Raw genomic sequence first — 20,932 nt, 5'->3', positions numbered from 1 at the left:
ACAGCCCCTCCAATGAATAAAGCCAAATGCCTCAAACGGACACTTGCTTTCTATACTGATCTAAACGTATGTCATTATAGCAAAAGACCATTTCAAGATCAATGAAACCCGAAATGTTTTTTTCGAATCGACTGCTGATCCGGAGAAACTACAGAAAAAGACTGCCAATTAGGCAGTCTCGCTACATTAAATATCTTGCTCAGTATCAATCTTCGCCGGTTTTTTCATCTCACGGCCTTTCCACATGAGCCAAATTTGCGCTGCGATATATAGAGATGAGTACACCCCTGTTAACAGACCGACAAGTAAGGCGATGGAGAAGTTTGTAATAGATGCTGATCCAAAGATAAGCAGTGCGATCACAACGACAAGTACGGTTAATACCGTGTTGACAGATCGCGTAAAGGTTTGCTGTAAACTCAAGTTCACAATGTACGAAAGATCTTCAATGGTTTTTGGTTTGCGTTTCTTCATTTGTTCACGAACCCTGTCAAAGGTGACGATCGTGTCGTTGATCGAATATCCGATGACTGTGAGAATCGCCGCAATGAAGGTGACGTCCACCTCTAAACGCGTAATACTAAAGAAGGCCACGATAAAGAACGCATCATATAGTAGTGAGATAATCGCTGCAATTGCCATTTTATATTCAAAACGAATGGATACATATAAAATGATCCCGATTGAAGCAATGATGACAGCATATAATGCATTTCGGGCAAGTTCTTTTCCAACAGTCGGAGACACTGTACTTACGTTCGGCTCCGTTCCGTATTTATCTTTGAAGTAATCTTTCACTTCAGCAATCTTTTCTTTGTTCGGCACACCGACAAATCTCGCTGCTGCCTGATTTTCTTTTTGACCCGATAACACGACACTGTCTGTCTCAAGGTCCAGTTTTTTAAAGTCTTGCTCGATTTGTTCAGTTGACAGCTTGTGATCACTTTGGATATCAATTCTAGTTCCACTTGTAAAGTCAATTCCGGCATTCAGCTTGAAGATGGAAAGAACGATGATTCCCGCAATGGTGATAGTAGTTGAGAAAATCATAAATCCTTTACGTTTGCTGACGAAATCCCACTTATCAAATGGCGTTTTCGGCTCGGTATTTTCTGTTGTTTCGTGAATGTTCATAATGTCTTTTTGACGAACACCAAACCAGCTTTTTCTCCGGTCAAGATAGCGGCTTTCAACAAGAAGACCAAGAAGGAATCTTGATAGGAAGACAGCTGTGATAAAGCTTGTTAAAATCGAGAGGATGAGCATCGTTGCAAATCCTTTTACAGAGCTTGTCCCGAAGAAGAACAGCACGCCGCCGGCAATGATACTTGTTAAGTTTGCATCAAAGATGGTCGCAAATGATCGGCGGTTCCCTGATCTAAAAGCAGAACGGACAGATTTGCCGAGCTTGAGTTCTTCTTTGATCCGCTCATAAGTAATAATGTTGGCATCAACAGCCATCCCTACCCCTAGAATCAGTGCCGCAATTCCAGGCAGAGTCATGACTGCACCCATCCAGTCAAACACTTGAAGCGTAATGTAAATATAAGCTGAAAGTGTGATGACAGCAATAAGACCAGGTAATCGGTAATAAAGCAGCATGAATAAGAAGATAAATGCGATTCCTACAATTCCTGCGAACACCGTTTCGTTCAGTGCTTGTTCACCAAACTGTGCACTCACAGATGTTGAATATTTTTCTGTTAATTTCACTGGCAATGCCCCTGCATTTAAAATACTTGCAAGGTCCTTTGCCTCTTGGACAGTAAATTTCCCTTCAATTTGCACGTCACTGCTGCTAATTTCTTGGTTCACATTCGGCGCAGAGACATACTTGTGGTTTGATTTTGAGACTTCTTTTTTGAAGGAATCTCCTTTGTGGTAATCAAGCCAAATGACAAGCTGGTTATTCGGCGCCATCGCCGCTACTTTTCTTGTGACGTCACCAAATTTTTTCGCATCCTTTAGTTTAACCGTCACAATTGGCTCATTCGTTTGACTGAATGTTTGTTTTGCACTGTTTTCGACCAAGTCAGCCCCGTTTAGGAGTTCTTTATCATTCGTATCTCTGAAGGATAGCTGTGCTTCAGTGGAAAGAATCTCCCTAGCTCTGTTTTGATCTTTTACTCCCGCAAGTTGCACGCGGATACGATTGTTGCCTTCAATCGAGATGTTCGGTTCACTTACACCTAACACATTGGCTCTTCGGTTTAAAGCCTCCACTGTACTGACGAGGACACTATTTGTAATCTTGTCCTCTTTTTTCACTGGATGTACATCATACAGGACTTCAAATCCACCCTGCAAATCCAGCCCTAGCGTCATATCTTTCGCAACAGGCTTTGTTAGTAAGCCTACGCCAGTTCCGATTAACAGAACCACTAAGAAAAACGCAAGAATGCGCCCTTTTTTCATTATGTATTTCCTCCTTAAACACCTGAATCCATTAAGATGGCTTATTTCAACAGTTCATCTAGCATATTCTTGCCATCTTCACTGTCCAAAAAAGCAGACGTTTTAAACGACTGAACGGTTGCATAGTTCATAAATTCGCCAATTTTCACAGATAAAATATCTGCAACCATTTCATGAATCGGATACTCTTGTTTTTTCTTCCACTTCTTATTCTCTAAGTATGACCATAATTCCTCTAAATCTACATCTTTATAGCCCAAAACGATGAATTCTTCAAGCTTACTGAACAGAAAAGGCTTTAAATGGTCTTTGTAAATTGCAGCCGGATGTTGTGTCAATGGGATGCTCCCCCTTTTCAGTTTTTATCGAGAGACTTGTCATGCTTGGACGATATACACGCATATCTTATTGTATATGATTCTATGTCGTTTGAGAAGGCAGGTGATCTTTGATTTGACGAAGCAAACGTTTTTAAAGGGCACGATTATTTTAATTTTAGCAGGTTTTATCACGAGAATATTGGGTTTTGTCAATCGGATTGTGATTGCAAGGTTCATTGGCGAAGAAGGAGTCGGGCTTTATATGATGGCTGCCCCTACCTTTTTTCTCGCTGTGACGCTGACACAATTTGGACTGCCTGTCGCTATTAGCAAGCTTGTCGCAGAAGCAGAAGCCCGGGGTGACAAACAGAAAACTAAACGTATTCTAGTCATGTCCCTTGCGATAACAGGAACACTCAGCCTGATATTCACGCCGCTCTTTTTATGGTTTGCACCCATTATGGCAGAAAATATGCTGACAGATCCTAGAACGGTCTATCCACTTCTTGCTATTACGCCCGTTGTTCCAGTCATCGCCATTTCCAGTGTGTTGAGAGGATATTTTCAAGGCAGACAGCAAATGAGCCCGCTTGCTATATCTCAAGTACTGGAACAGGTCGCAAGAATTTCTCTAGTGGCAGTATGTACAACAGCTTTCCTTCCTTATGGGATTGAATACGCGGCAGCTGGTGCGATGATTTCATCTGTCATTGGAGAGATGATTTCACTTGCATATTTACTGATTGCCTTTCGTTATAAAAAGACCATTCGTATTCGAAAACGATTTTTTAAGGCGATTCATGACGGTAAGGATACGTTTAAGCAGCTGATGAGTATTGCCCTGCCAACAACAGGCAGCCGTTTCATCGGGAATATTTCGTGGTTTTTAGAGCCGATAGTTGTCGCGCAAAGTCTTGCTATTGCTGGATATGCGGCTGTAGAAGCGACACGGCAGTATGGGGAGTTGACTGGTCTTGCGCTGACCCTTTTGACACTGCCTAGCTTTATTACGTACTCTCTATCCACTGCATTGGTCCCGGCGATCAGTGAAGGAATGGAGCAGAACAAACGCAAAACGGTCGAATACCGGCTGAAGCAGGCGATGCGTCTTTGTCTACTCAGCGGAGGCATTTCCTGTATTATTCTTTTCGTTTATGCAGAAGATTTAACGCTCTTTATGTATGGTTCATCGCATGCGGCTATCTATGTAAAATTCATGGCCCCATTTTTTCTATTATATTATTTTCAAGGGCCGCTTCAAGCTGTCCTGCAAGCACTCAATTTAGCTGGTGCGGCGATGACGAATAGTCTGATAGGTGCTGTTGTGAAAACAGGGATGATTTTTGTCCTTGCTTCACAGCCGGGCTTTGGCATTATGGGGGCAGCACTCGCGATATTAATCGGCATCGTCCTTGTCACGCTGCTTCATGCGGCAACTGTCGGTAAAGTACTGCCTATTCATTTACCAATGAAGGAATATGGGATATGCGTTCTTGTGATCATCGGCACCGGGGCTGTCAGCCTTTGGCTGAAGTCTCAAGTAAACGGGCTCTTTTCTGCCCCTATTGAGCTTGTGATGCTGATCTTTGTTACGTGTATGCTATATGTCATTCTATTAATCTGTCTAGGGCTAGTGAAGCGTGAAGAGCTTCGCCGCATCCCATTCATTGGGAAACTGCTTTAGCTCATCTCTTCTTGATCACTTCATCTTTCAAATCAATATAAAATGTCTTTTGATTAAAGCTGCAGTAGGAAATCTGATCAATTTCATGATAGCCCCTTTTGGCAAGCTCATCTTTCAGCCACTGTTCATTTTGATTAATTTGCTTCAGATGATCGTGCTGTACAACACCATCTGCAATAAGTGGCAGCTCAAGCGCTCCGTGTGTGTGCTTGTTTTCTTTTTCAACGACCGCAAGCTTTCCGGATGGCTCTAAAATGGCGTAAGAGACGTCCTGAATGCTATCGATGTTGTTTTCTCTTAATTGAATAAGCAGGTCATCAAAATTGTATCGCTGTTTTCTCATCGCACCCTCGTCGATTTTCCCATTGATGATGAGCAGGGTCGGTTTGCCGTCTAGAAAGCGCCGGACACCTTGGAATTTCAATGAGAGGTAGGCGAGTGTGATTTGAATGAAGGTTAACAGCAGGATCGGCCATACCGTATGTAACATGTGATCTTCGACTTCTTCTATGGCGAGAACTGCAATTTCTGCGATCATCATAAAAATGACAAGATCTAAAATACTCAATTCGCCAATTTCTCTCTTGCCCATTAACCGAAAAATAAACCAAACAAGAAAATATAAAATGATTGTTCTCATGGAGATAATCAAGATGTCCTGCATGTGATGTAAACCCTCCTTCTCCACCATAGCTTGTGTCAAAACACTTTATTTATGTAGAAAAGAAAGCCTCTGTTTTTATCGTGAGAAACATGTCTATTTTTTCTTCACGGTGAATACATTTTAGTAAAAGACAAGCTTCGGTCAATTGGAGAGGAGACGAATCACATGCAGGAAACGAAACAAATCGGAAAAGGGATTTTATCCGGCTTAATGGCCATTTTTATCGTGATGATTGTCACAAGCTTACTTGTATCGCTCATGCTTACCTTCACAAGTATGCAGGAATCATCGTTTAAATGGATGATTATGATTTTGTCCTTTGTGGCACTTTTATTAGGGGGGATCATTTCTGGAGGAAAAGCAAAGGAGCGCGGCTGGCTCATTGGCGCGATCACTTCTATGATCTTTTCTCTCACTGTATTCTTATTTCAATATTTAGGGTTTGGAGAAACCTTTTCACCAGGGCAGTTTATCTATCATGGGGCATTTCTAGGGATTTGTATGCTGGGCGGAATGATTGGCGTCAATCTTCGAGGCAAATAAAAAAAGAGCGGATCATATCGCTCTTTTTTTATGGCTATGTATCGGAGGATTAACCTTTGTCAGCTAATTCTCTAATAGCACGTCGATCGAAAGTTAAACGGTTGTTCTCGCTAGTTTTGATGACCACTTTTGATTCATCAATGTAGTCGATTTCACCGTGTAAACCACCGATTGTGACGATTTTATCGCCTTTTGATAAAGATTGCTGCATCTGACGCACAGCTTTTTGTTGCTTTTGCTGTGGACGGATTAACAAGAAGTAAAGCACAGCAAACATGACAACAATCATAATGATTGAACCCATACCACCATCCATTCTATTTCACCCCTTTCTAAAGCATTATAAAGCCTTTCGTTTATGCGTTAAAAGTTTTTCGCATTCGGTTTGTTAAAGCCATAACGCTCAAAAAACTCTTCTTTAAAATCACCTAAACGATCCTCACGGATAGCTTCTCTCACTTGCTCCATTAATTTTAACAGAAAATGAAGATTATGATAAGTTGTTAATCGAATTCCGAACGTTTCATTTGTTCGGATTAAATGTCTAATATAGGCGCGTGTGTAGTTTTTACATGTGTAGCAGTCACAATTTTCATCGATTGGTCTGAAATCACGCTCATATTTTGCATTTTTCACAACAAGACGTCCTTCGCTTGTCATCAAGGTGCCGTTTCTTGCAATTCGCGTCGGCAATACACAGTCAAACATATCTACACCGCGAATGGCACCGTCAATTAAGGAATCTGGTGAGCCGACACCCATTAAGTACCTTGGCTTGTCTGCCGGTAACAATGGCGTTGTGAACTCCAGTACACGGTTCATCACATCTTTTGGTTCACCAACAGATAAGCCTCCGATGGCGTAGCCTGGGAAATCAAGTGAAACCAGATCTTTTGCACTTTGTTTCCGAAGCTCTTCGTATTCTCCGCCTTGGACAATTCCAAACAGCCCTTGATCCTCTGGACGCTGGTGCGCTTCTAGACAGCGCTCTGCCCATCTGCTTGTCCGCTCCACAGAACGTTTCATGTAGTCGTACTCTGCTGGATATGGCGGACATTCATCAAATGCCATCATAATATCAGAGCCAAGCGCATTTTGGATGTCCATGGCCTTTTCAGGAGAAAGGAACAGCTTGTCTCCGTTTAAGTGATTACGGAAGTGGACGCCTTCTTCTTCAATTTTTCTAAATTCACTCAAAGAGAATACTTGGAATCCGCCTGAATCGGTCAGAATCGCTCGATCCCAGTTCATAAATTTGTGCAGCCCGCCTGCTTCTTTCACAATGTCATGACCCGGACGGAGCCATAGGTGGTACGTATTGCTTAAGATGATGCCTGCATCCATTGCCTTTAGTTCTTCAGGTGCCATCGTTTTGACTGTAGCCAGTGTACCTACCGGCATAAATACAGGTGTTTCAAAGGAGCCGTGCGGTGTATGAACGCGTCCTAGTCGTGCACCTGTTTGTTTGCATGTTTTAATGAACTCATAACGTATCGGTAATTGCGACAAAAATGAGCCCTCCTGTCTTTGTTGTATGATGTTATTGAATCAGCATGGCATCGCCAAAGCTGAAGAATCGGTATTCCTCTTTTACAGCCTCATTGTACGCTTTTAGTACATGCTCTCGTCCAGCTAATGCGCTGACAAGCATGATTAACGAGGATTTTGGCAGATGGAAATTCGTGATCATGCCATCAATGGCCTTGAATGTATAGCCAGGGTAAATAAAGATTGACGTCCAGCCGCTTGACGCTTTGAATTCGCCGTCATGCGCACTTGCAATGGTTTCGAGCGTTCTCGTTGACGTTGTCCCAACTGAAATAATCCGTCCGCCTTCCTTGCGAACGCGATTGAGCTCTTCAGCTGTTTCTTCATTCATTTCGTAAAACTCTGCGTGCATTTCGTGTTCTTCAATACGTTCTGCACTGACCGGACGAAAAGTACCAAGCCCCACGTGCAGTGTAATGAAAGCTATATGCACACCTTTTGCTTTCAGCGCATCCAGCAGCTCGTTTGTAAAGTGAAGACCAGCAGTTGGAGCAGCAGCGGAGCCAACCTCTTTTGAATACACCGTTTGATAGCGTTCACGATCGTCCAGCTGCTCTTTAATATAAGGAGGCAGCGGCATCTCACCGAGGGATTCAAGTACTTCATAAAAAATGCCTGTATACTGAAACTTAACTTTTCTTCCGCCATGTTCCATCTCTTCTGTACATACCGCTTGAAGCCGTCCATCACCAAATGTGATAACCGTTCCTTTTTTCACCCGTTTGGCTGGTTTTACAAGTGTTTCCCAGTTGTCTCCCTCCTCTTGTTTTAATAGAAGAAGTTCAACTTTTGCACCTGTATCCTCTTTCATTCCAAACAAACGTGCCGGCAGAACGCGTGTATTGTTTAAAACGAGACAATCACCCGTTTGAAAATAATCGGTGATTTGTGAGAATGTATCATGTGTCATCGCACCCGTTTGTTTGTTTAAGACCATCAGTCTTGATGCATCTCGTTTTTCAAGCGGCACTTGTGCAATCAATCTTTCTGGTAAATCAAAATCAAATAGTTCTAGCTTCATTTCCTTCACCTATTCTGTAGTTAACTAGTTAACGTTATTTCATCCGTCCAAAGATATTAAGTAATATGGTTAGCACAATGCTAATGGCAATGCATGTGATCACAGGAAAAAAGAACGTCACATTTCCTTTTTTCACAAAAATATCACCTGGAAGCTTACCAACCAATTGAAATACTAATCCTGCGGCAAAAAGGACACCACCTAAAATCATCAATATTTTAGGGAATTCAGTCACGAATCGGAACCTCCATTTGAAAATGTTCATACGCTTCTCTTGTGACGACCCGTCCTCTTGGTGTTCTTTGCAGGAAACCAATTTGCAGTAAATACGGTTCGTACACATCTTCAATCGTATGTGATTCTTCTCCAATTGTCGCTGAGATTGTATCAAGCCCAACAGGACCGCCTCTAAATTTTTCGATCATACTTAAAAGCAGCTTATGGTCTATATGATCCAGGCCAAGCCTGTCGACTTGAAGGCGCTCAAGGGCATCTTCCGCAATGTCCTCGGTAATCGCATGATTCCCAAGCACCTGCGCAAAATCTCTTACTCTTCTGAGCAGACGATTGGCAACCCTTGGCGTGCCCCGGGAACGTCTTGCGATCTCTTCGGCTGAGCGAAGATCGATCCCAATCTCAAACAGCTCGGCTGTTCTTGCCACAATGTGAGCCAAATCTCTTTGCTCATAGTATTCCAATCTTGCATGTACCCCAAACCTGTCACGAAGCGGTGCTGTTAAAAGCCCTACACGGGTCGTGGCACCTACAAGTGTAAATGGCGGTAAATCAAGCCGTACAGAGCGCGCTGTATCTCCCTTGCCAATGACGATATCTAAACAAAAATCCTCCATTGCCGGATAAAGCACTTCCTCAATTGAGCGCTGCAAGCGATGAATTTCATCTATAAACAACACATCACCTGGCTCAAGAGAAGTTAAGATTGCCGCCAAATCGCCAGGACGTTCAATCGCTGGTCCAGATGTTGTACGCAGCTGAACATTCATTTCATTGGCGATAATCGACGCAAGCGTTGTTTTCCCGAGTCCAGGCGGTCCATATAAAAGGACGTGATCGAGTGTTTCCTGCCTCATGCGGGCAGCTTCAATAAACACACTGAGGTTATCTTTTACTTTTTGCTGACCGATATATTGGCTAAGTGTCTGTGGCCGCAGACTTTGCTCAATGGCTGATTCATGGTTGTCTGCTTCAGTTGAGACGAGCCGTTCATCCATGAGATATCACCCTATTTCAACATTTTTTGTAAAGCTTTTTTCACATATTGATCGGTTGTGAGATTCTTTTCTTCTTTTAATAATGGAAGAACCTTTTTAATTTCACGATCACCGTATCCAAGAACATTTAAGGCTTCAAGCGCTTCGTCTAATGCCGTTTGCTGCGTTTCGACCTGAATATGGTCCTCGTGATTAAATAGGTTGCCAATCATTTCCGGTACGACATCGGCTAGCTTTCCTTTTAGATCGAGAATGATTTGGCGAGCTGTCTTTTTGCCAACACCAGGGAACTTAATCAGGAACGCTTCATCTTCACGTTCTATCGCTGAAATGACAGCGCCAGGATCACCGGAAGCAAGAATCGCTAGAGCCCCCTTCGGCCCAATCCCCGTGACATTTAACAGTTTTGTGAACAGCGCTTTTTCTTCTCGCGTTTGAAATCCATATAACGAAAAAGCGTCTTCCTTTATGTAATGATACGTATAAATCGTTTCTTGTTTGTTTACTTGATAGATAAACGGGTTTGGGGTATAGACTTGATATCCCACTCCGCCGTTTTCAATGACAACATATTGCGGGCACACATAATCAATGGTCCCTTTTACAAACTCTATCACCGTTTTCACCTCTTTGACTGTTCTTCATTGTAACATAAATCGAGAAGAAAACCGCAATAAAAGTTAACATACGTTCGCTCAATGCATTTTTACGATAAAACCACGAAAAACAGCTTGCGGCCTTCACACCAGCAAGCTGTTACACGCTTTAAAACGATATTTCATTTCGGTAAGGCTTCATGACTTCAAGCACATGCTCAAATTCATCCTTTGTTCGAAAAGGAATGCCTTGCTCAAGCTGCTCCTCCACATGACTTTCTAAACGGGACGTATCAATTTGAAAAAAGAGATGAATAGGCTCCGCCCAGCCGTCAGGCCTTCCATGAAACGTAGAAATCACACCGTCCTCTGATAATCCGATATATCCATTTGCTTTACTTAATGGAGAGATATCATCAATTTGCTTTCTAAAAAGCGCAAAATCCTCTCTCTGTTCTACTAGCGTCCAGCCTTTATACTGTGCCCAGAATGTGTCTTTGTCTTCTAATGATGCCCGGTGTCTTTCAATACTCACATCTCCGTCTAGATAGACTTTTTCAAGCTGCACGGTGATAGAGTTTGACTGCTTTTGCAAGTGTTCTTTTCCTTCCATATCCGCAGCGAAAAAAAGCACACTTGTCATGATAAGTCCTGTAACGAAACATTTCATCTTCACTTTCACTATTTACACCTCTTTAGAACATGAGATCGATGCATGACATATGTAGTTTGACCCATTTTTCTAAACATTAACCAAATCGATGAATGAATATATGGGAAGAGTCTTTCGTTGTATCCTTCATTCGTAAATGGTATGTTTTATACAATCCATTGCTTTTCGAATGACTCGGTTTTTTCATCATTCGTTTTTCAGCCGCATAAACTGAAACCAAAGAAGGTGAAGTCAATGTCAGATGTTAAAAGATTAGCCGAATCGATTCAGTATCATGAAGATAAACGTCTTCATAAGCTTGCCTTTAAACCGGCAGAGCTTGAACTGTGCGGCAAAGGAAGAAGTGCCTATGTCTTTTCATACAAAAAAGACGGCAAGAAAATGGCACTAAAAGTCTTTTTCCCTTCTTATCAACATATTGCCCGCAAAGAAGCCGCCATTTATGAAAAACTTTCTGGTTCGTCTTACTACCCTGAGATTTATGAATCTGGGGATCAGTATATTTTAATGGAATATATTAAAGGCTACACATTCTATGAATGCCTCACAAAGGGGATTCCTATTAAAAAACAAATGATTGAACAAGTCGATGATGCGCTAGAAGAAGCACGCGAGAAAGGATTGAATCCTTCTGATATCCATCTGCGGAATCTGATCTTAACAAAGGAAGGCCAGGTCAGGGTCATCGACGTAGCCCGTTTCACACAAACAAAAGCATGCCATCAATGGAATGATTTAAAAGCCGCTTACGCTTATTATCAAAAACCTTTTTTCCCTAAAAAAGCACCGCGTCTATGGCTTGAAGTGATTGCTTATTTGTATAAAAAGAACTGGCTGTCCCGCGGTCAGCTTAATAATCGAAATGATTTTTCTGCATAATGAAAGCCGCTCAGAGAGAACGGATTCAGATTTTTGACAAAGGACTAAAATGATCTTTCTTTTAGTCCTTTGTCTTCTTTTCAGCGTGATAGAAAACCTTTGCAGCCCTAGGAAGGACGAGTACCGGAGCGGAGCGAATTTGACATTCGTGAGCACCGGCACGTAGGACTGACACTGAATGCGAGGGTTTGTCTACACGCAGAAAGCCGCTCTCTCCGAGCGGCTTTCTGTTTTAATCTGTTTCTACGTGGATGCTATTCACATTTAATAAGTTAATGATTTCATTATTCAGCTTAAACCAATGATTGGCTTCTTCAATTTTCTTATACACATCATAGGTAGCTGGGCGTTTTAGCTCGAAATCAAGCACTTCCCCATTGTTCATATGAAATGTTACCTTAAATACTTTCATCATAAGATCACCTTCCACTCTTTCTTGTTAGCTGGCCAAATAGATCGGCTCTTTTCATTCATTCTCTATTCAACTCGTTTCCCCTCCTTCTTTCCTTTCAAACACAAGAAGTTTAAATTTTGTTTAAATTCAAACAACATCTCTATCCCTCTGCTTTGCAAAGAAGTATATTATTTAAAAAGGAGGCTGTCTTCATGAAACGGAAAAAGAAACGAACATCTCCCGAAAGACAAACCGTCTTTTTTCATTTAACAGATGCCCTCATTCCGAGTCTGGACATGATAGGGATTGCATTAAAGACATTTTTCCACATCTTAAGAAAAGCCTTTTCCGCGATCTGATAGAACCCCGCACAACATATGTGCGAGGTTCTTTTTTTAGGATGAATAAATTTGACTTCCTTGGCTGATAAACTCCTTCGCCTTCTTCTCCATCTCTCTTTTCACTTCTTCTGATTGATTGCGAATATCATGTGAAATTTTCATACTGCAAAACTTCGGTCCGCACATCGAGCAAAAATGGGCAGTCTTAGCGCCTTCCGCAGGCAATGTTTCATCATGGAACGCCATAGCTCTTTCTGGATCAAGTGACAGGTGGAATTGGTCACGCCACCTAAATTCAAACCTCGCTTTCGATAAAGCATCATCGCGCTTTTGAGCAGCAGGATGTCCTTTTGCTAGATCAGCGGCATGTGCGGCAATTTTATAGGCAATCACACCTTCTCTTACATCTTCTTTGTTCGGCAGACCTAAATGCTCTTTTGGCGTCACATAGCATAGCATCGCTGTTCCATACCAGCCGATCATGGCCGCACCGATGGCGGATGTAATGTGATCATATCCCGGGGCAATATCTGTTGTAAGAGGCCCTAACGTATAAAATGGTGCCTCTTTGCAAATCTCCATTTGCTTGTCCACATTCTCTTTGATTTTATCCATCGGAACATGTCCAGGCCCTTCAATCATCACCTGTACATCATGTTTCCAAGCGATCTCTGTCAATTCACCTAACGTTTCAAGCTCTGCAAACTGCGCCTCATCATTGGCATCAGCAATCGAGCCTGGTCTCAGACCGTCTCCAAGTGAAAAAGCAATATCATACGTTTTCATAATCTCACAAATGTCTTCGAAGTGGGTATAGAGGAAATTCTCTTGATGATGGGCAAGACACCACCTTGCCATAATGGCACCGCCTCTTGAAACAATTCCGGTCACCCGATCGACTGTCAGCGGAATATACCTTAACCTCACGCCCGCATGAATCGTAAAGTAGTCTACTCCTTGCTCTGCTTGTTCAATTAATGTGTCTCTGTACACGTCCCACGTCAAATCTTCTGCCACTCCATTTACTTTTTCAAGCGCCTGATAAATGGGAACGGTTCCTACTGGGACTGGGCAATTCCGTATGATCCATTCTCTCGTTGTATGAATGTCCTTTCCTGTAGACAGGTCCATCATGGTGTCTGCACCCCATCTGATCGCCCATGTCATCTTTTCTACCTCTTCATCAATGGATGATGTCACAGCTGAATTGCCAATATTCGCATTGATTTTGACGTGAAAATGCCTTCCAATAATCATCGGTTCACTTTCAGGATGGTTAATATTCGCTGGAATGACTGCTCTTCCGCTGGCTACCTCCTCTCTCACAAACTCAGGGCTTAGCTCTTCTCTTAACGCGATAAACTCCATTTCAGGCGTAACAATACCTTTTTTTGCATAATGCATTTGCGTCACACAGGCACCTTGTTTTGCGCGGAGCGGCTCATGATGAAAATCAGTATGAACATGATGAAAGGACTCTTTTTCCTTAGAACGATATCCGTTATCTTCTGGTTTCACATGGCGCCCTTCATAGCTTTCTGTATCCCCTCTTTCTTCGATCCATGCTGCCCTAAGGCGTTTTAATCCCTTAGTGACATCAATATGGGCTCTCTCATCGGTGTACGGTCCACTCGTATCGTACACACGAATCGGTTCATTTTGAATGTTCCCCGCCTGTGTCACAGTTTTTGAGAGGGCAATCTCCCTTTTTGGCACTAAAATGTCAGGTCTTGATCCTTTCTCATACACCTTTCGGCTGCCGTCAAAGCTTGATAATAAGGATTGAGTTGTTGGGGTATTTTTCTTTTCTTTCATTTGCTGTTCTCTCCTTCTCTTCTTGTCACCGGACAGGATGGAATCAGCACCAGCAAAAAAACCAGGCTCTATGAACAGAACCTGGTTTCGTCGACAGAAATAAACATGAATGTCATTCATATGACCCATGTATCATCTTCAACTTCCCCACGCTGGTACGAGCCAGATCAGGTCCAAAGGGTTAAGAAGCATACACTTCTCTCTCAGCCCAACTGCGGGCACCCCTAGTCACATTTATTGATTTCCACAACAGTGTAGCATAGAGATGCCATGAAAAAAAGAAGTTTTAGGAAAATAGTTCCTTTCCACTACAAAAGAGATACAGCAAGCTTGATATGCACCTTTATATACATCATCTCTCCCAATCATTTCGATAAAATATGAAATAATCATTGATCCTTTTCTCCTATTATGTATAGTTAATCTAAACTGAGAATTTTTATACAAATTTTTCCAAAGGAAGTTCTAGTCGATTGCAAACATTTCTCGCATTTATCGTCGTAGGATTGTCAATTGCTCTGCCAGTTGGAGCGATCACGGTTGAAATGACAAAAAGGGATTAAAAAACGGATTCTTTCATGGATGCTGAATTTGCTCAGTTTTTATCACTGCCATTTGTCCAAATCCCGCTCTGGCTGATCGGAGCAGTATTCTTAATAATTCGGATCAAGACATCCATTTAGCTGGCGAAAAAGTCAATAAATCATTCGCAAAAACGTACAGAAACGGCTTGCTTGTCGCGGTGTCCCCTGGAAACCTTGTGTTCTGGGTTTCAGTATTCGGTGCTGTACTGGCAGATGCATATACAAAAACAGATTCATGTGAATTTATGCTGGCTTCAGGCGGTATTTTGGCAGGGATTCTCCTTCATGACATCGGTCTTCTCCCCCTTGTATCCTTAACAAGAAAGGTATTTTATTACTTGGATTTGGCTGGTATTTCTTTAACGATTTTTATACAAGCATCAAGGGTTATTTTTAAGAAAAGGCTAAAGTTCTTGAGGAACTTTAGCCTTTCTTATTCTCCAACCTATCGAGTCATGCCTGTTTGGCCTGTTTCAAATTGTGTTCTTCTCATATCTCTAAAGCGTGTGAAAGCACCCTCGTCTTTAATGACTTGGACAGCTCTTCCATCCGCATAACGAGTCGCTGCTTCTTCAACTTGTGATACGCCCTCTGACGTCAAACGTCCATCTGATTTAATGGCAATATACACATTTTCATCTGTCACCATCACCTGTGAGTCTGCAACGTGGTTCATTTTATTGACACGGTTGGCAATTTTTCTTGAACGCTGGACGTTCTCTTGTTTATCGTAGCCAGAGAACGACATTTGGTTATGATAGTTCATATCTCCATGACTGTAGCGTCCATCTCCACCTGCGAGAGGCATTCGATCATCGGCTTGAGGACGGGTGCGATAATCAACATTCGTTGTGTTCCCAGTGTTCCCACCGTTCATCCCCTCCATGAGTTCAGAAACTGGCCCTTGATGATCTTGATTATTGTCAGCCGCACGGTTATTCGAATGATATCCGACTGGCTGACCTGATTGATTATGACGTGTATCTACACCTGCATTATCATTTGTACCACATGCCGTTAACCCAATAGGAAGAAGCACTAATGCGATCGTTTTTTGCCATTTTTGTCTCAAACGAAAAACCCCCTGTACAAATTCAATCTCATGAGCGCGAAACAGGCTCTGTTTTAGCATGTACAGTTTGGGAAAAAATCAAGCTGTCAGTTATAAACAAAAAAAGGAACGATTGAGATCGTTCCTTCTGTCATTACTCTTCTTCGTCTTCTTCTGGTCTTGCAAAAACAGATTGACCTGGATATGGCTGCATATAAGGCTGAGCTGGAAAAGCCCCCATTTGGCCATAAGGAACAGGATTCGGATAATGTTCTGGCCACGGCTGATGCTGCTTCATGCCATCATCACATCCGCAGTCTTCCTTGCCATAAGCTTCATTTGAAACGTTTGGATAAAAGCCTTGATTCACGTTCGCATTGGCATTTGGGTGCATATGGTGATGCCAGTGATGCCCATCGTTTGCATGATGTGCATGATGTTCATAATGTTCCCCGTAATAAGCTGGCGCTTGATACGTAGGATAATACGGCTGAGCTGGGTATGGATATGGCATCATGTGATGGTGATAATATGGCTGGACAGGATAACAAAGACCTGAACCTGGTAAAATTGGCGATGCTGGCACCATTTGTTGCGGGTATGGATACATTGCCGGCATGTAATGTCCATGACCAAAACCATAATAAGGATCATATGAGTCATGATGCTGGTGATGGTGATGATGCTCTTTATTCTCAGCCATTCCTCCTACCGCTGCGCCTCCAACATTCGGCATTTGCGGGAAATTAGGAAGGTTTGGGTAATTGCTTTGCTCCATATCTTTTCCCTCCTCCTTTTGATGCGGAATATGAATAAACGGATCATACCCCTTTGCCACTCCATCTTTTAGATGGCCTTTATTTTCATCATAAAAATGGTCCTTGTTATTTTTATGGTCCTTATTTTCATGATGAAAATGTTCCTTATTATCTTTATGGTCCTTATTTTCATGATGAAAATGTTCCTTATTATCTTTATGGTCCTTATTTTCATGATGAAAATGTTCCTTATTATCTTTATAGTCCTTGTTTTCATGATGAACATGATCTTTGTGATCCTTTTTGTCATGAACATGATCTTTCTTTTCATGAACGTAATCTTTTTTCTCATGATGTTCTTTTTTGGGAGGAGGCGTGAATGGCTGGTAGAGATTGGTCTGATAATAGTTCACATCGACTTGTGGAAAAACTGGATGCTCGATCTTTGGCACTGGCGGTACATAAGGTACCGGTTCATTTGGCTTTTCTTTCGGCTTCGTATCTTGCACTTGCACGACATCTTTTGGCTTTTCTTTCACATACGGATGTTCTTTCGGCTTTGGCATTTCTTTTGCTTTGTGATGATCTGTTTTTACAGGAACACCACTAGATGGAATCTTGATCTTCATACCCGGCATGATCAAATCTGGGTTACTGAGTTGTGAATTTAGTTTTTTCAATTCTTGAAAGTCGACTCCGTATTTCTTTGAAATTTTCCAAAGGGAGTCTCCTTTTTGCACAATATGAATTTTCAACGTTTTCCCCTCCTATGCAAAACGTGAACGTAACGGTTATGTCAGAAGTACAATATGTTTCACCATAAATTTATGCCTATTTACAAGCCGATATGATAAAAACTTGTTTTCTGATAGGAGGGGCTGATTTATTATTTAATGGCGAGCATTTTATTCAGTGCAAGTAAAGCCTCTTTGGTAATGTCTTCATTGACCTGAATCAAACCGACCGGATCACCTTTCTCAATGCTTTCTAGTGACCATAACAAATGAGGAAGATCGATCCGATTCATGGTCAAACATGGACACATATCCGGATTGAGGGATTCAATTTGTTTATCTGGATGCTGATCTATTATCCGCTTGACTAAATTCATCTCTGTTCCAATCGCCCACTTGCTTCCTGCTGGCGCTTCCTTAATCGTATCAATAATAAATTTCGTTGAACCGGCAAGATCAGAAGCCCTGACGACTTCATGCGTGCATTCTGGATGGACAAGGATTTGAATGTCACGGTCTCTTTTTCTCGTTTCTTCAATATTCCGCACCGTAAATTTCTCATGGACAGAGCAATGGCCTTTCCATAAAATCATCTTGATGCGGGAAAGCGGCTGATCGGTGATGAGCTTTTCTTCTATTTGATCCCAGACAGCCATTTCTTCTAGTGAAATGCCTAAATCGAATGCCGTATTACGCCCTAAATGCTGATCAGGGAGAAACAGAATCCGCTCTTTTTGTGTGAGCGCCCACTCCAGCACTTTTTTAGCGTTTGACGATGTAACAGTCGCCCCGCCATGCTTGCCGACAAATGCTTTAATATCCGCTGTTGAGTTGACATACGTGAGCGGTAGGATCGTATCTCCAAACAGATCAGTGAGCTGCTCCCATGCTCTATCCGTTTGCTTCATGTTCGCCATATCAGCCATTGAACAGCCTGCTCTCATATCTGGCAATAGGACCTTTTGATTCTTAATTGACAGCATATCTGCCGTTTCAGCCATGAAGTGAACACCGCAAAACACAATGTACTCAGCCTCCTGATTGTCCGCGGCTATTTGTGCGAGCTGCAGTGAATCGCCTGTTGCATCTGCAAATTGGATGACTTCATCCTTTTGATAATGATGCCCCGGTATAAAAAGCTTTGATCCAAAGGCCCATTTAATGTCTAACACACGCTGCTTCATCTCATCAACAGAGCGGTGTTTATATTCTTCTGGCATCATGGCTGCATGTTGATTTGCGAGTACATCAAGCAGTGACATGAGTTGTTCCCCCTTTATGACTGAATTCCATATTCATACTAAAATCAAATGCTGGAGCAGAATGTGTCAAAAAACCAAGTGAAATAAAGTCGACACCTGTCCCCCTGTAACTTGGCAATGTCTCTAACGTGATGCCTCCTGAAGCCTCCGTCAGAATTGTCTCCGGCGTCATTTGTTTAAAACGTTTCACTTCGTCTGGAGAGCAGTTGTCAAACATGATGACATCGGCTTTTGCATCAATGGCTTCCATTAGCTGCGTTTCTGATTCAATTTCTACTTCAATTTTCACCATATGACCGGCATATGCTCTTGCTTTATCTACAGCTTCACGAATAGAGCCGCATGCGGCAATATGATTATCTTTAATCATCACTCCATCTGATAAGCCGAAGCGATGATTCTTTCCGCCTCCTGTCTTCACAGCGTATTTCTCTAACATGCGCAAGCCGGGAGTCGTTTTTCTCGTATCACAAATCGTAATCGACGGATCCGCTAATCGCTGCACCGCTTCATGTGTTAATGTGGCGATACCTGTCATGCGCTGCAAAACATTCAAAATGACCCTTTCTCCTTTTAATAAGTCGCTGACCGGCCCCTTTATTTTCGCCAGCACAGCGCCTGAATGAATCCAATCACCTTCCTCAAAAAACAACTCAGCTTGAATCTGTTCATTCAGCAGGCGGTACCCTATGTCAATGACTTGAGAACCTGCCAATACACCCGATTGTTTTGCGATGATGTATGCTGTTCCTTTCTTTTCTCCAAAAATGGCATCAGCTGATACATCTCCAAAGCCAATATCTTCTGTGAAAAAATGAGTCATCATTTGTTTTAACTGTAAACGTTCCATTTGGCACCGATCCTTTCATTTTTCATCATATGAATGTGGCCTTTTTCATGGACAATCTGCATGCCCCGCCACAAAGCATCATTCCGATTTGGATAATCCATTCGAAAATGGCCGCCTCTGCTTTCTGTACGAAGTAATGCAGACTTCACAAGGCAAATCGCTAATGCCCATTGATTGCTTAATTCGATCTGTTCACTTGTGATATTCTTCACATTCGTTTGCTGATAAGGGACTTGCTGTAATACTTGAAGCAAGGCCTTTAGCCCTTTTTCGTCTCTTACAATTGCGGCATATGTCATTATCCATTGGCTCAACTGATCCTCTGAAATCGCTGGGACGGACCATACTTCTTGAATAGAAAAAGATGGGACTATTTTTTTCTGTTTAGGTACCTGTTCAATTCTCCGTGCCGCTTTGTGTCCTAAAACGAGACCTTCCAAGAGAGAATTACTCGCTAATCGGTTCGCTCCGTGTAAGCCTGTACAGGCCGCTTCTCCGATAGCAAAAAGAGATGGAACAGTGGTTTCTCCATATTCATTCACGCAGATTCCGCCCATTAAAAAATGCATACCAGGGGAAACTGGGAGCCTGCCGCTTGCCATATCGACACCTGCCCGCTGACACATCGCATTAATTGCTGGAAAACGAGCTGAAAAATGTGGAATCTCGCGGATATTGAGATACAGATCATGACCTAATTGCTGCTCATGAAAAATAGCTCTAGCGACCACATCTCTAGGCGCTAAATCAGCTTGTGGGTGAATGCCTTTCATTATCCTCCTGCCTGTTTCATCTTCTAAATAGGCTCCCTCTCCCCGGACTGCCTCTGAAACGAGACCGACTGCTTTTCCAGCGATCGTCAAGAGGGTGGGGTGGAATTGAACAAATTCAAGATCTGCTAATTGTGCCCCGGCTCGATAGGCCATCATCAGTCCGTCTCCTGTTACAGAAGGGTCATTTGTGTTTGTTTCATATAGGGAGCCGCAGCCGCCCGTGGATAAAACAACTGCATCTGCGGTCATGGTATGGACGTGTCCTTTCTCATCTTTCCATACCACCCCTATGCAGGTTCCTTCATGGACCAATAGATCAATGACATGGTGATATTCGTATAAATGAATATGTGAGCCAAGCTGACTTTTTAAATACTGCACTAGGGTTTTGCCTGTTTGGTCTCCTCCTGCATGCAAAATGCGATGAGTCGTATGTGCCCCCTCTTTACCTAATTGCGGCTCGCCCGTCTCCGTCTGATCAAATGGACAGCCTTCTTCTACGAGCTGCTCCACCAATTGCTTTCCACGACTTACGATCTCTTGTACCGCCCTCTCATCATTGTGATCACAGCCGGCAGCTAATGTGTCTTGTACATGCTGATGAACTGAATCCTGTGCTGAAAAGGCAGCAGCGATTCCTCCTTGTGCAAGTATGGAATTACTAGAGGAAAATTGTTTTTTTGTCATCATGATAACTTGGCAGCTTTCTGAAATGGTTTTTGCAAAGGAAAGCGCTGCAATGCCTGATCCCACCACAATGACTTTTTTGATTGATGACACCTTCGCCCCTCCTGT

The 20,932-nt window shown here is 42.5% G+C and carries 21 protein-coding genes, 1 pseudogene and 1 riboswitch; of the genes and pseudogenes, 5 read left to right on the top strand and 17 right to left on the bottom strand.

Annotated elements, in window-relative coordinates; translation table 11 throughout:
* Positions 1-186 precede the first annotated feature (186 nt).
* Both secDF and C6Y02_RS10985 read right to left on the bottom strand, forming a co-directional pair.
* Entirely contained in the window at positions 187-2,415 is a 2,229-nt protein-coding gene (gene secDF / locus C6Y02_RS10990; RefSeq protein WP_106031240.1) for a protein translocase subunit SecDF, read from the bottom strand.
* A gap of 41 nt (positions 2,416-2,456) precedes the next feature.
* The gene (locus tag C6Y02_RS10985; protein ID WP_003216788.1) at positions 2,457-2,753 is read right to left on the bottom strand and encodes a post-transcriptional regulator; all 297 of its coding nucleotides are present in this window, start codon (positions 2,751-2,753) and stop codon (positions 2,457-2,459) included.
* A 115-nt stretch (positions 2,754-2,868) separates the two neighbouring features.
* Between C6Y02_RS10985 and spoVB the strand changes: the two genes are divergently transcribed.
* Positions 2,869-4,419: a stage V sporulation protein B gene (gene spoVB / locus C6Y02_RS10980; RefSeq protein WP_034661559.1), complete on the top strand. Its 1,551-nt coding sequence runs from the start codon at positions 2,869-2,871 to the stop codon at positions 4,417-4,419.
* A 1-nt stretch (position 4,420) separates the two neighbouring features.
* Here spoVB and C6Y02_RS10975 read toward each other — a convergent pair whose 3' ends face one another.
* Positions 4,421-5,083: a DUF421 domain-containing protein gene (locus tag C6Y02_RS10975; protein ID WP_034661562.1), complete on the bottom strand. Its 663-nt coding sequence runs from the start codon at positions 5,081-5,083 to the stop codon at positions 4,421-4,423.
* A 165-nt stretch (positions 5,084-5,248) separates the two neighbouring features.
* On the opposite strand from C6Y02_RS10975, the gene C6Y02_RS10970 reads away from it, so the two are divergent.
* A complete protein-coding gene (locus tag C6Y02_RS10970) occupies positions 5,249-5,626 on the top strand; it encodes a TIGR04086 family membrane protein (RefSeq protein WP_106031239.1) in 378 nt (125 codons plus the stop codon).
* 49 nt (positions 5,627-5,675) lie between these two features.
* Here C6Y02_RS10970 and yajC read toward each other — a convergent pair whose 3' ends face one another.
* The 7 genes from yajC to C6Y02_RS10935 all read right to left on the bottom strand — a co-directional run bounded on the left by yajC (position 5,676) and on the right by C6Y02_RS10935 (position 10,693).
* Positions 5,676-5,942, bottom strand: coding sequence for a preprotein translocase subunit YajC (gene yajC / locus C6Y02_RS10965; RefSeq protein ID WP_003216659.1), 267 nt, complete (start codon positions 5,940-5,942; stop codon positions 5,676-5,678).
* A gap of 47 nt (positions 5,943-5,989) precedes the next feature.
* Positions 5,990-7,135, bottom strand: a complete 1,146-nt coding sequence (gene tgt / locus C6Y02_RS10960; protein ID WP_034661568.1) for a tRNA guanosine(34) transglycosylase Tgt — start codon at positions 7,133-7,135, stop codon at positions 5,990-5,992.
* Between the two features lie 31 nt (positions 7,136-7,166).
* Positions 7,167-8,195 (bottom strand): tRNA preQ1(34) S-adenosylmethionine ribosyltransferase-isomerase QueA, encoded by a 1,029-nt coding sequence (queA, locus tag C6Y02_RS10955; protein WP_034661572.1) that lies wholly within the window; start codon positions 8,193-8,195, stop codon positions 7,167-7,169.
* A gap of 34 nt (positions 8,196-8,229) precedes the next feature.
* Positions 8,230-8,430 (bottom strand): DUF2905 domain-containing protein, encoded by a 201-nt coding sequence (locus C6Y02_RS10950; RefSeq protein ID WP_034661574.1) that lies wholly within the window; start codon positions 8,428-8,430, stop codon positions 8,230-8,232.
* Positions 8,423-9,427, bottom strand: a complete 1,005-nt coding sequence (gene ruvB / locus C6Y02_RS10945) for a Holliday junction branch migration DNA helicase RuvB (RefSeq protein WP_060596875.1) — start codon at positions 9,425-9,427, stop codon at positions 8,423-8,425. Before ruvB ends, C6Y02_RS10950 begins: the two co-directional genes overlap by 8 nt.
* 11 nt (positions 9,428-9,438) lie before the next feature.
* Positions 9,439-10,044 carry a Holliday junction branch migration protein RuvA gene (gene ruvA / locus C6Y02_RS10940; RefSeq protein ID WP_034321303.1) on the bottom strand — a complete coding sequence of 202 codons (606 nt, stop codon included), beginning with the start codon at positions 10,042-10,044 and terminating at the stop codon, positions 9,439-9,441.
* 148 nt (positions 10,045-10,192) lie between these two features.
* Positions 10,193-10,693 (bottom strand): intercompartmental signaling factor BofC, encoded by a 501-nt coding sequence (locus C6Y02_RS10935; RefSeq protein WP_181185478.1) that lies wholly within the window; start codon positions 10,691-10,693, stop codon positions 10,193-10,195.
* 237 nt (positions 10,694-10,930) lie between these two features.
* Between C6Y02_RS10935 and C6Y02_RS10930 the strand changes: the two genes are divergently transcribed.
* Positions 10,931-11,575, top strand: a complete 645-nt coding sequence (locus tag C6Y02_RS10930; protein ID WP_034661587.1) for a serine/threonine protein kinase — start codon at positions 10,931-10,933, stop codon at positions 11,573-11,575.
* Between the two features lie 232 nt (positions 11,576-11,807).
* Here C6Y02_RS10930 and C6Y02_RS10925 read toward each other — a convergent pair whose 3' ends face one another.
* The gene (locus C6Y02_RS10925) at positions 11,808-11,990 is read right to left on the bottom strand and encodes a hypothetical protein (protein WP_003216799.1); all 183 of its coding nucleotides are present in this window, start codon (positions 11,988-11,990) and stop codon (positions 11,808-11,810) included.
* A 191-nt stretch (positions 11,991-12,181) separates the two neighbouring features.
* Between C6Y02_RS10925 and C6Y02_RS19320 the strand changes: the two genes are divergently transcribed.
* Positions 12,182-12,328: a hypothetical protein gene (locus C6Y02_RS19320; RefSeq protein WP_162839368.1), complete on the top strand. Its 147-nt coding sequence runs from the start codon at positions 12,182-12,184 to the stop codon at positions 12,326-12,328.
* Positions 12,329-12,364: 36 nt separating this feature from the next.
* On the opposite strand, the gene thiC is transcribed toward C6Y02_RS19320, so the two are convergent.
* On the bottom strand, positions 12,365-14,125 hold the full coding sequence (gene thiC / locus C6Y02_RS10920) for a phosphomethylpyrimidine synthase ThiC (RefSeq protein WP_034661590.1): 1,761 nt from the start codon (positions 14,123-14,125) through the stop codon (positions 12,365-12,367).
* A gap of 127 nt (positions 14,126-14,252) precedes the next feature.
* Positions 14,253-14,361, bottom strand: a riboswitch (TPP riboswitch).
* Positions 14,362-14,598: 237 nt separating this feature from the next.
* Between thiC and C6Y02_RS10915 the strand changes: the two are divergent.
* Positions 14,599-15,106, top strand: a pseudogene (locus C6Y02_RS10915) (lysine transporter LysE).
* A gap of 48 nt (positions 15,107-15,154) precedes the next feature.
* On the opposite strand, the gene C6Y02_RS10910 reads toward C6Y02_RS10915, so the two are convergent.
* From C6Y02_RS10910 to nadB, 5 genes are all read right to left on the bottom strand, one after another.
* Positions 15,155-15,781 (bottom strand): YhcN/YlaJ family sporulation lipoprotein, encoded by a 627-nt coding sequence (locus C6Y02_RS10910; RefSeq protein WP_106031238.1) that lies wholly within the window; start codon positions 15,779-15,781, stop codon positions 15,155-15,157.
* A 133-nt stretch (positions 15,782-15,914) separates the two neighbouring features.
* Positions 15,915-17,273: a SafA/ExsA family spore coat assembly protein gene (gene safA / locus C6Y02_RS10905; RefSeq protein WP_106031237.1), complete on the bottom strand. Its 1,359-nt coding sequence runs from the start codon at positions 17,271-17,273 to the stop codon at positions 15,915-15,917.
* Between the two features lie 131 nt (positions 17,274-17,404).
* On the bottom strand, positions 17,405-18,514 hold the full coding sequence (nadA, locus tag C6Y02_RS10900) for a quinolinate synthase NadA (RefSeq protein WP_106031236.1): 1,110 nt from the start codon (positions 18,512-18,514) through the stop codon (positions 17,405-17,407).
* Positions 18,501-19,364: a carboxylating nicotinate-nucleotide diphosphorylase gene (nadC, locus tag C6Y02_RS10895; protein ID WP_060596881.1), complete on the bottom strand. Its 864-nt coding sequence runs from the start codon at positions 19,362-19,364 to the stop codon at positions 18,501-18,503. The genes nadA and nadC overlap by 14 nt, the downstream gene beginning before the upstream one ends.
* Positions 19,346-20,917, bottom strand: coding sequence for an L-aspartate oxidase (gene nadB, locus C6Y02_RS10890; RefSeq protein ID WP_106031235.1), 1,572 nt, complete (start codon positions 20,915-20,917; stop codon positions 19,346-19,348). Before nadB ends, nadC begins: the two co-directional genes overlap by 19 nt.
* Between the last annotated feature and the right edge of the window lie 15 nt (positions 20,918-20,932).

The organism is Bacillus sp. NMCC4, from assembly GCF_002998555.1.
Lineage (GTDB): Bacteria > Bacillota > Bacilli > Bacillales > Bacillaceae > Bacillus.
The sequence above is the reverse complement of the archived record's forward strand: the minus strand, read 5'-3'. Positions and strand labels throughout refer to the sequence as shown.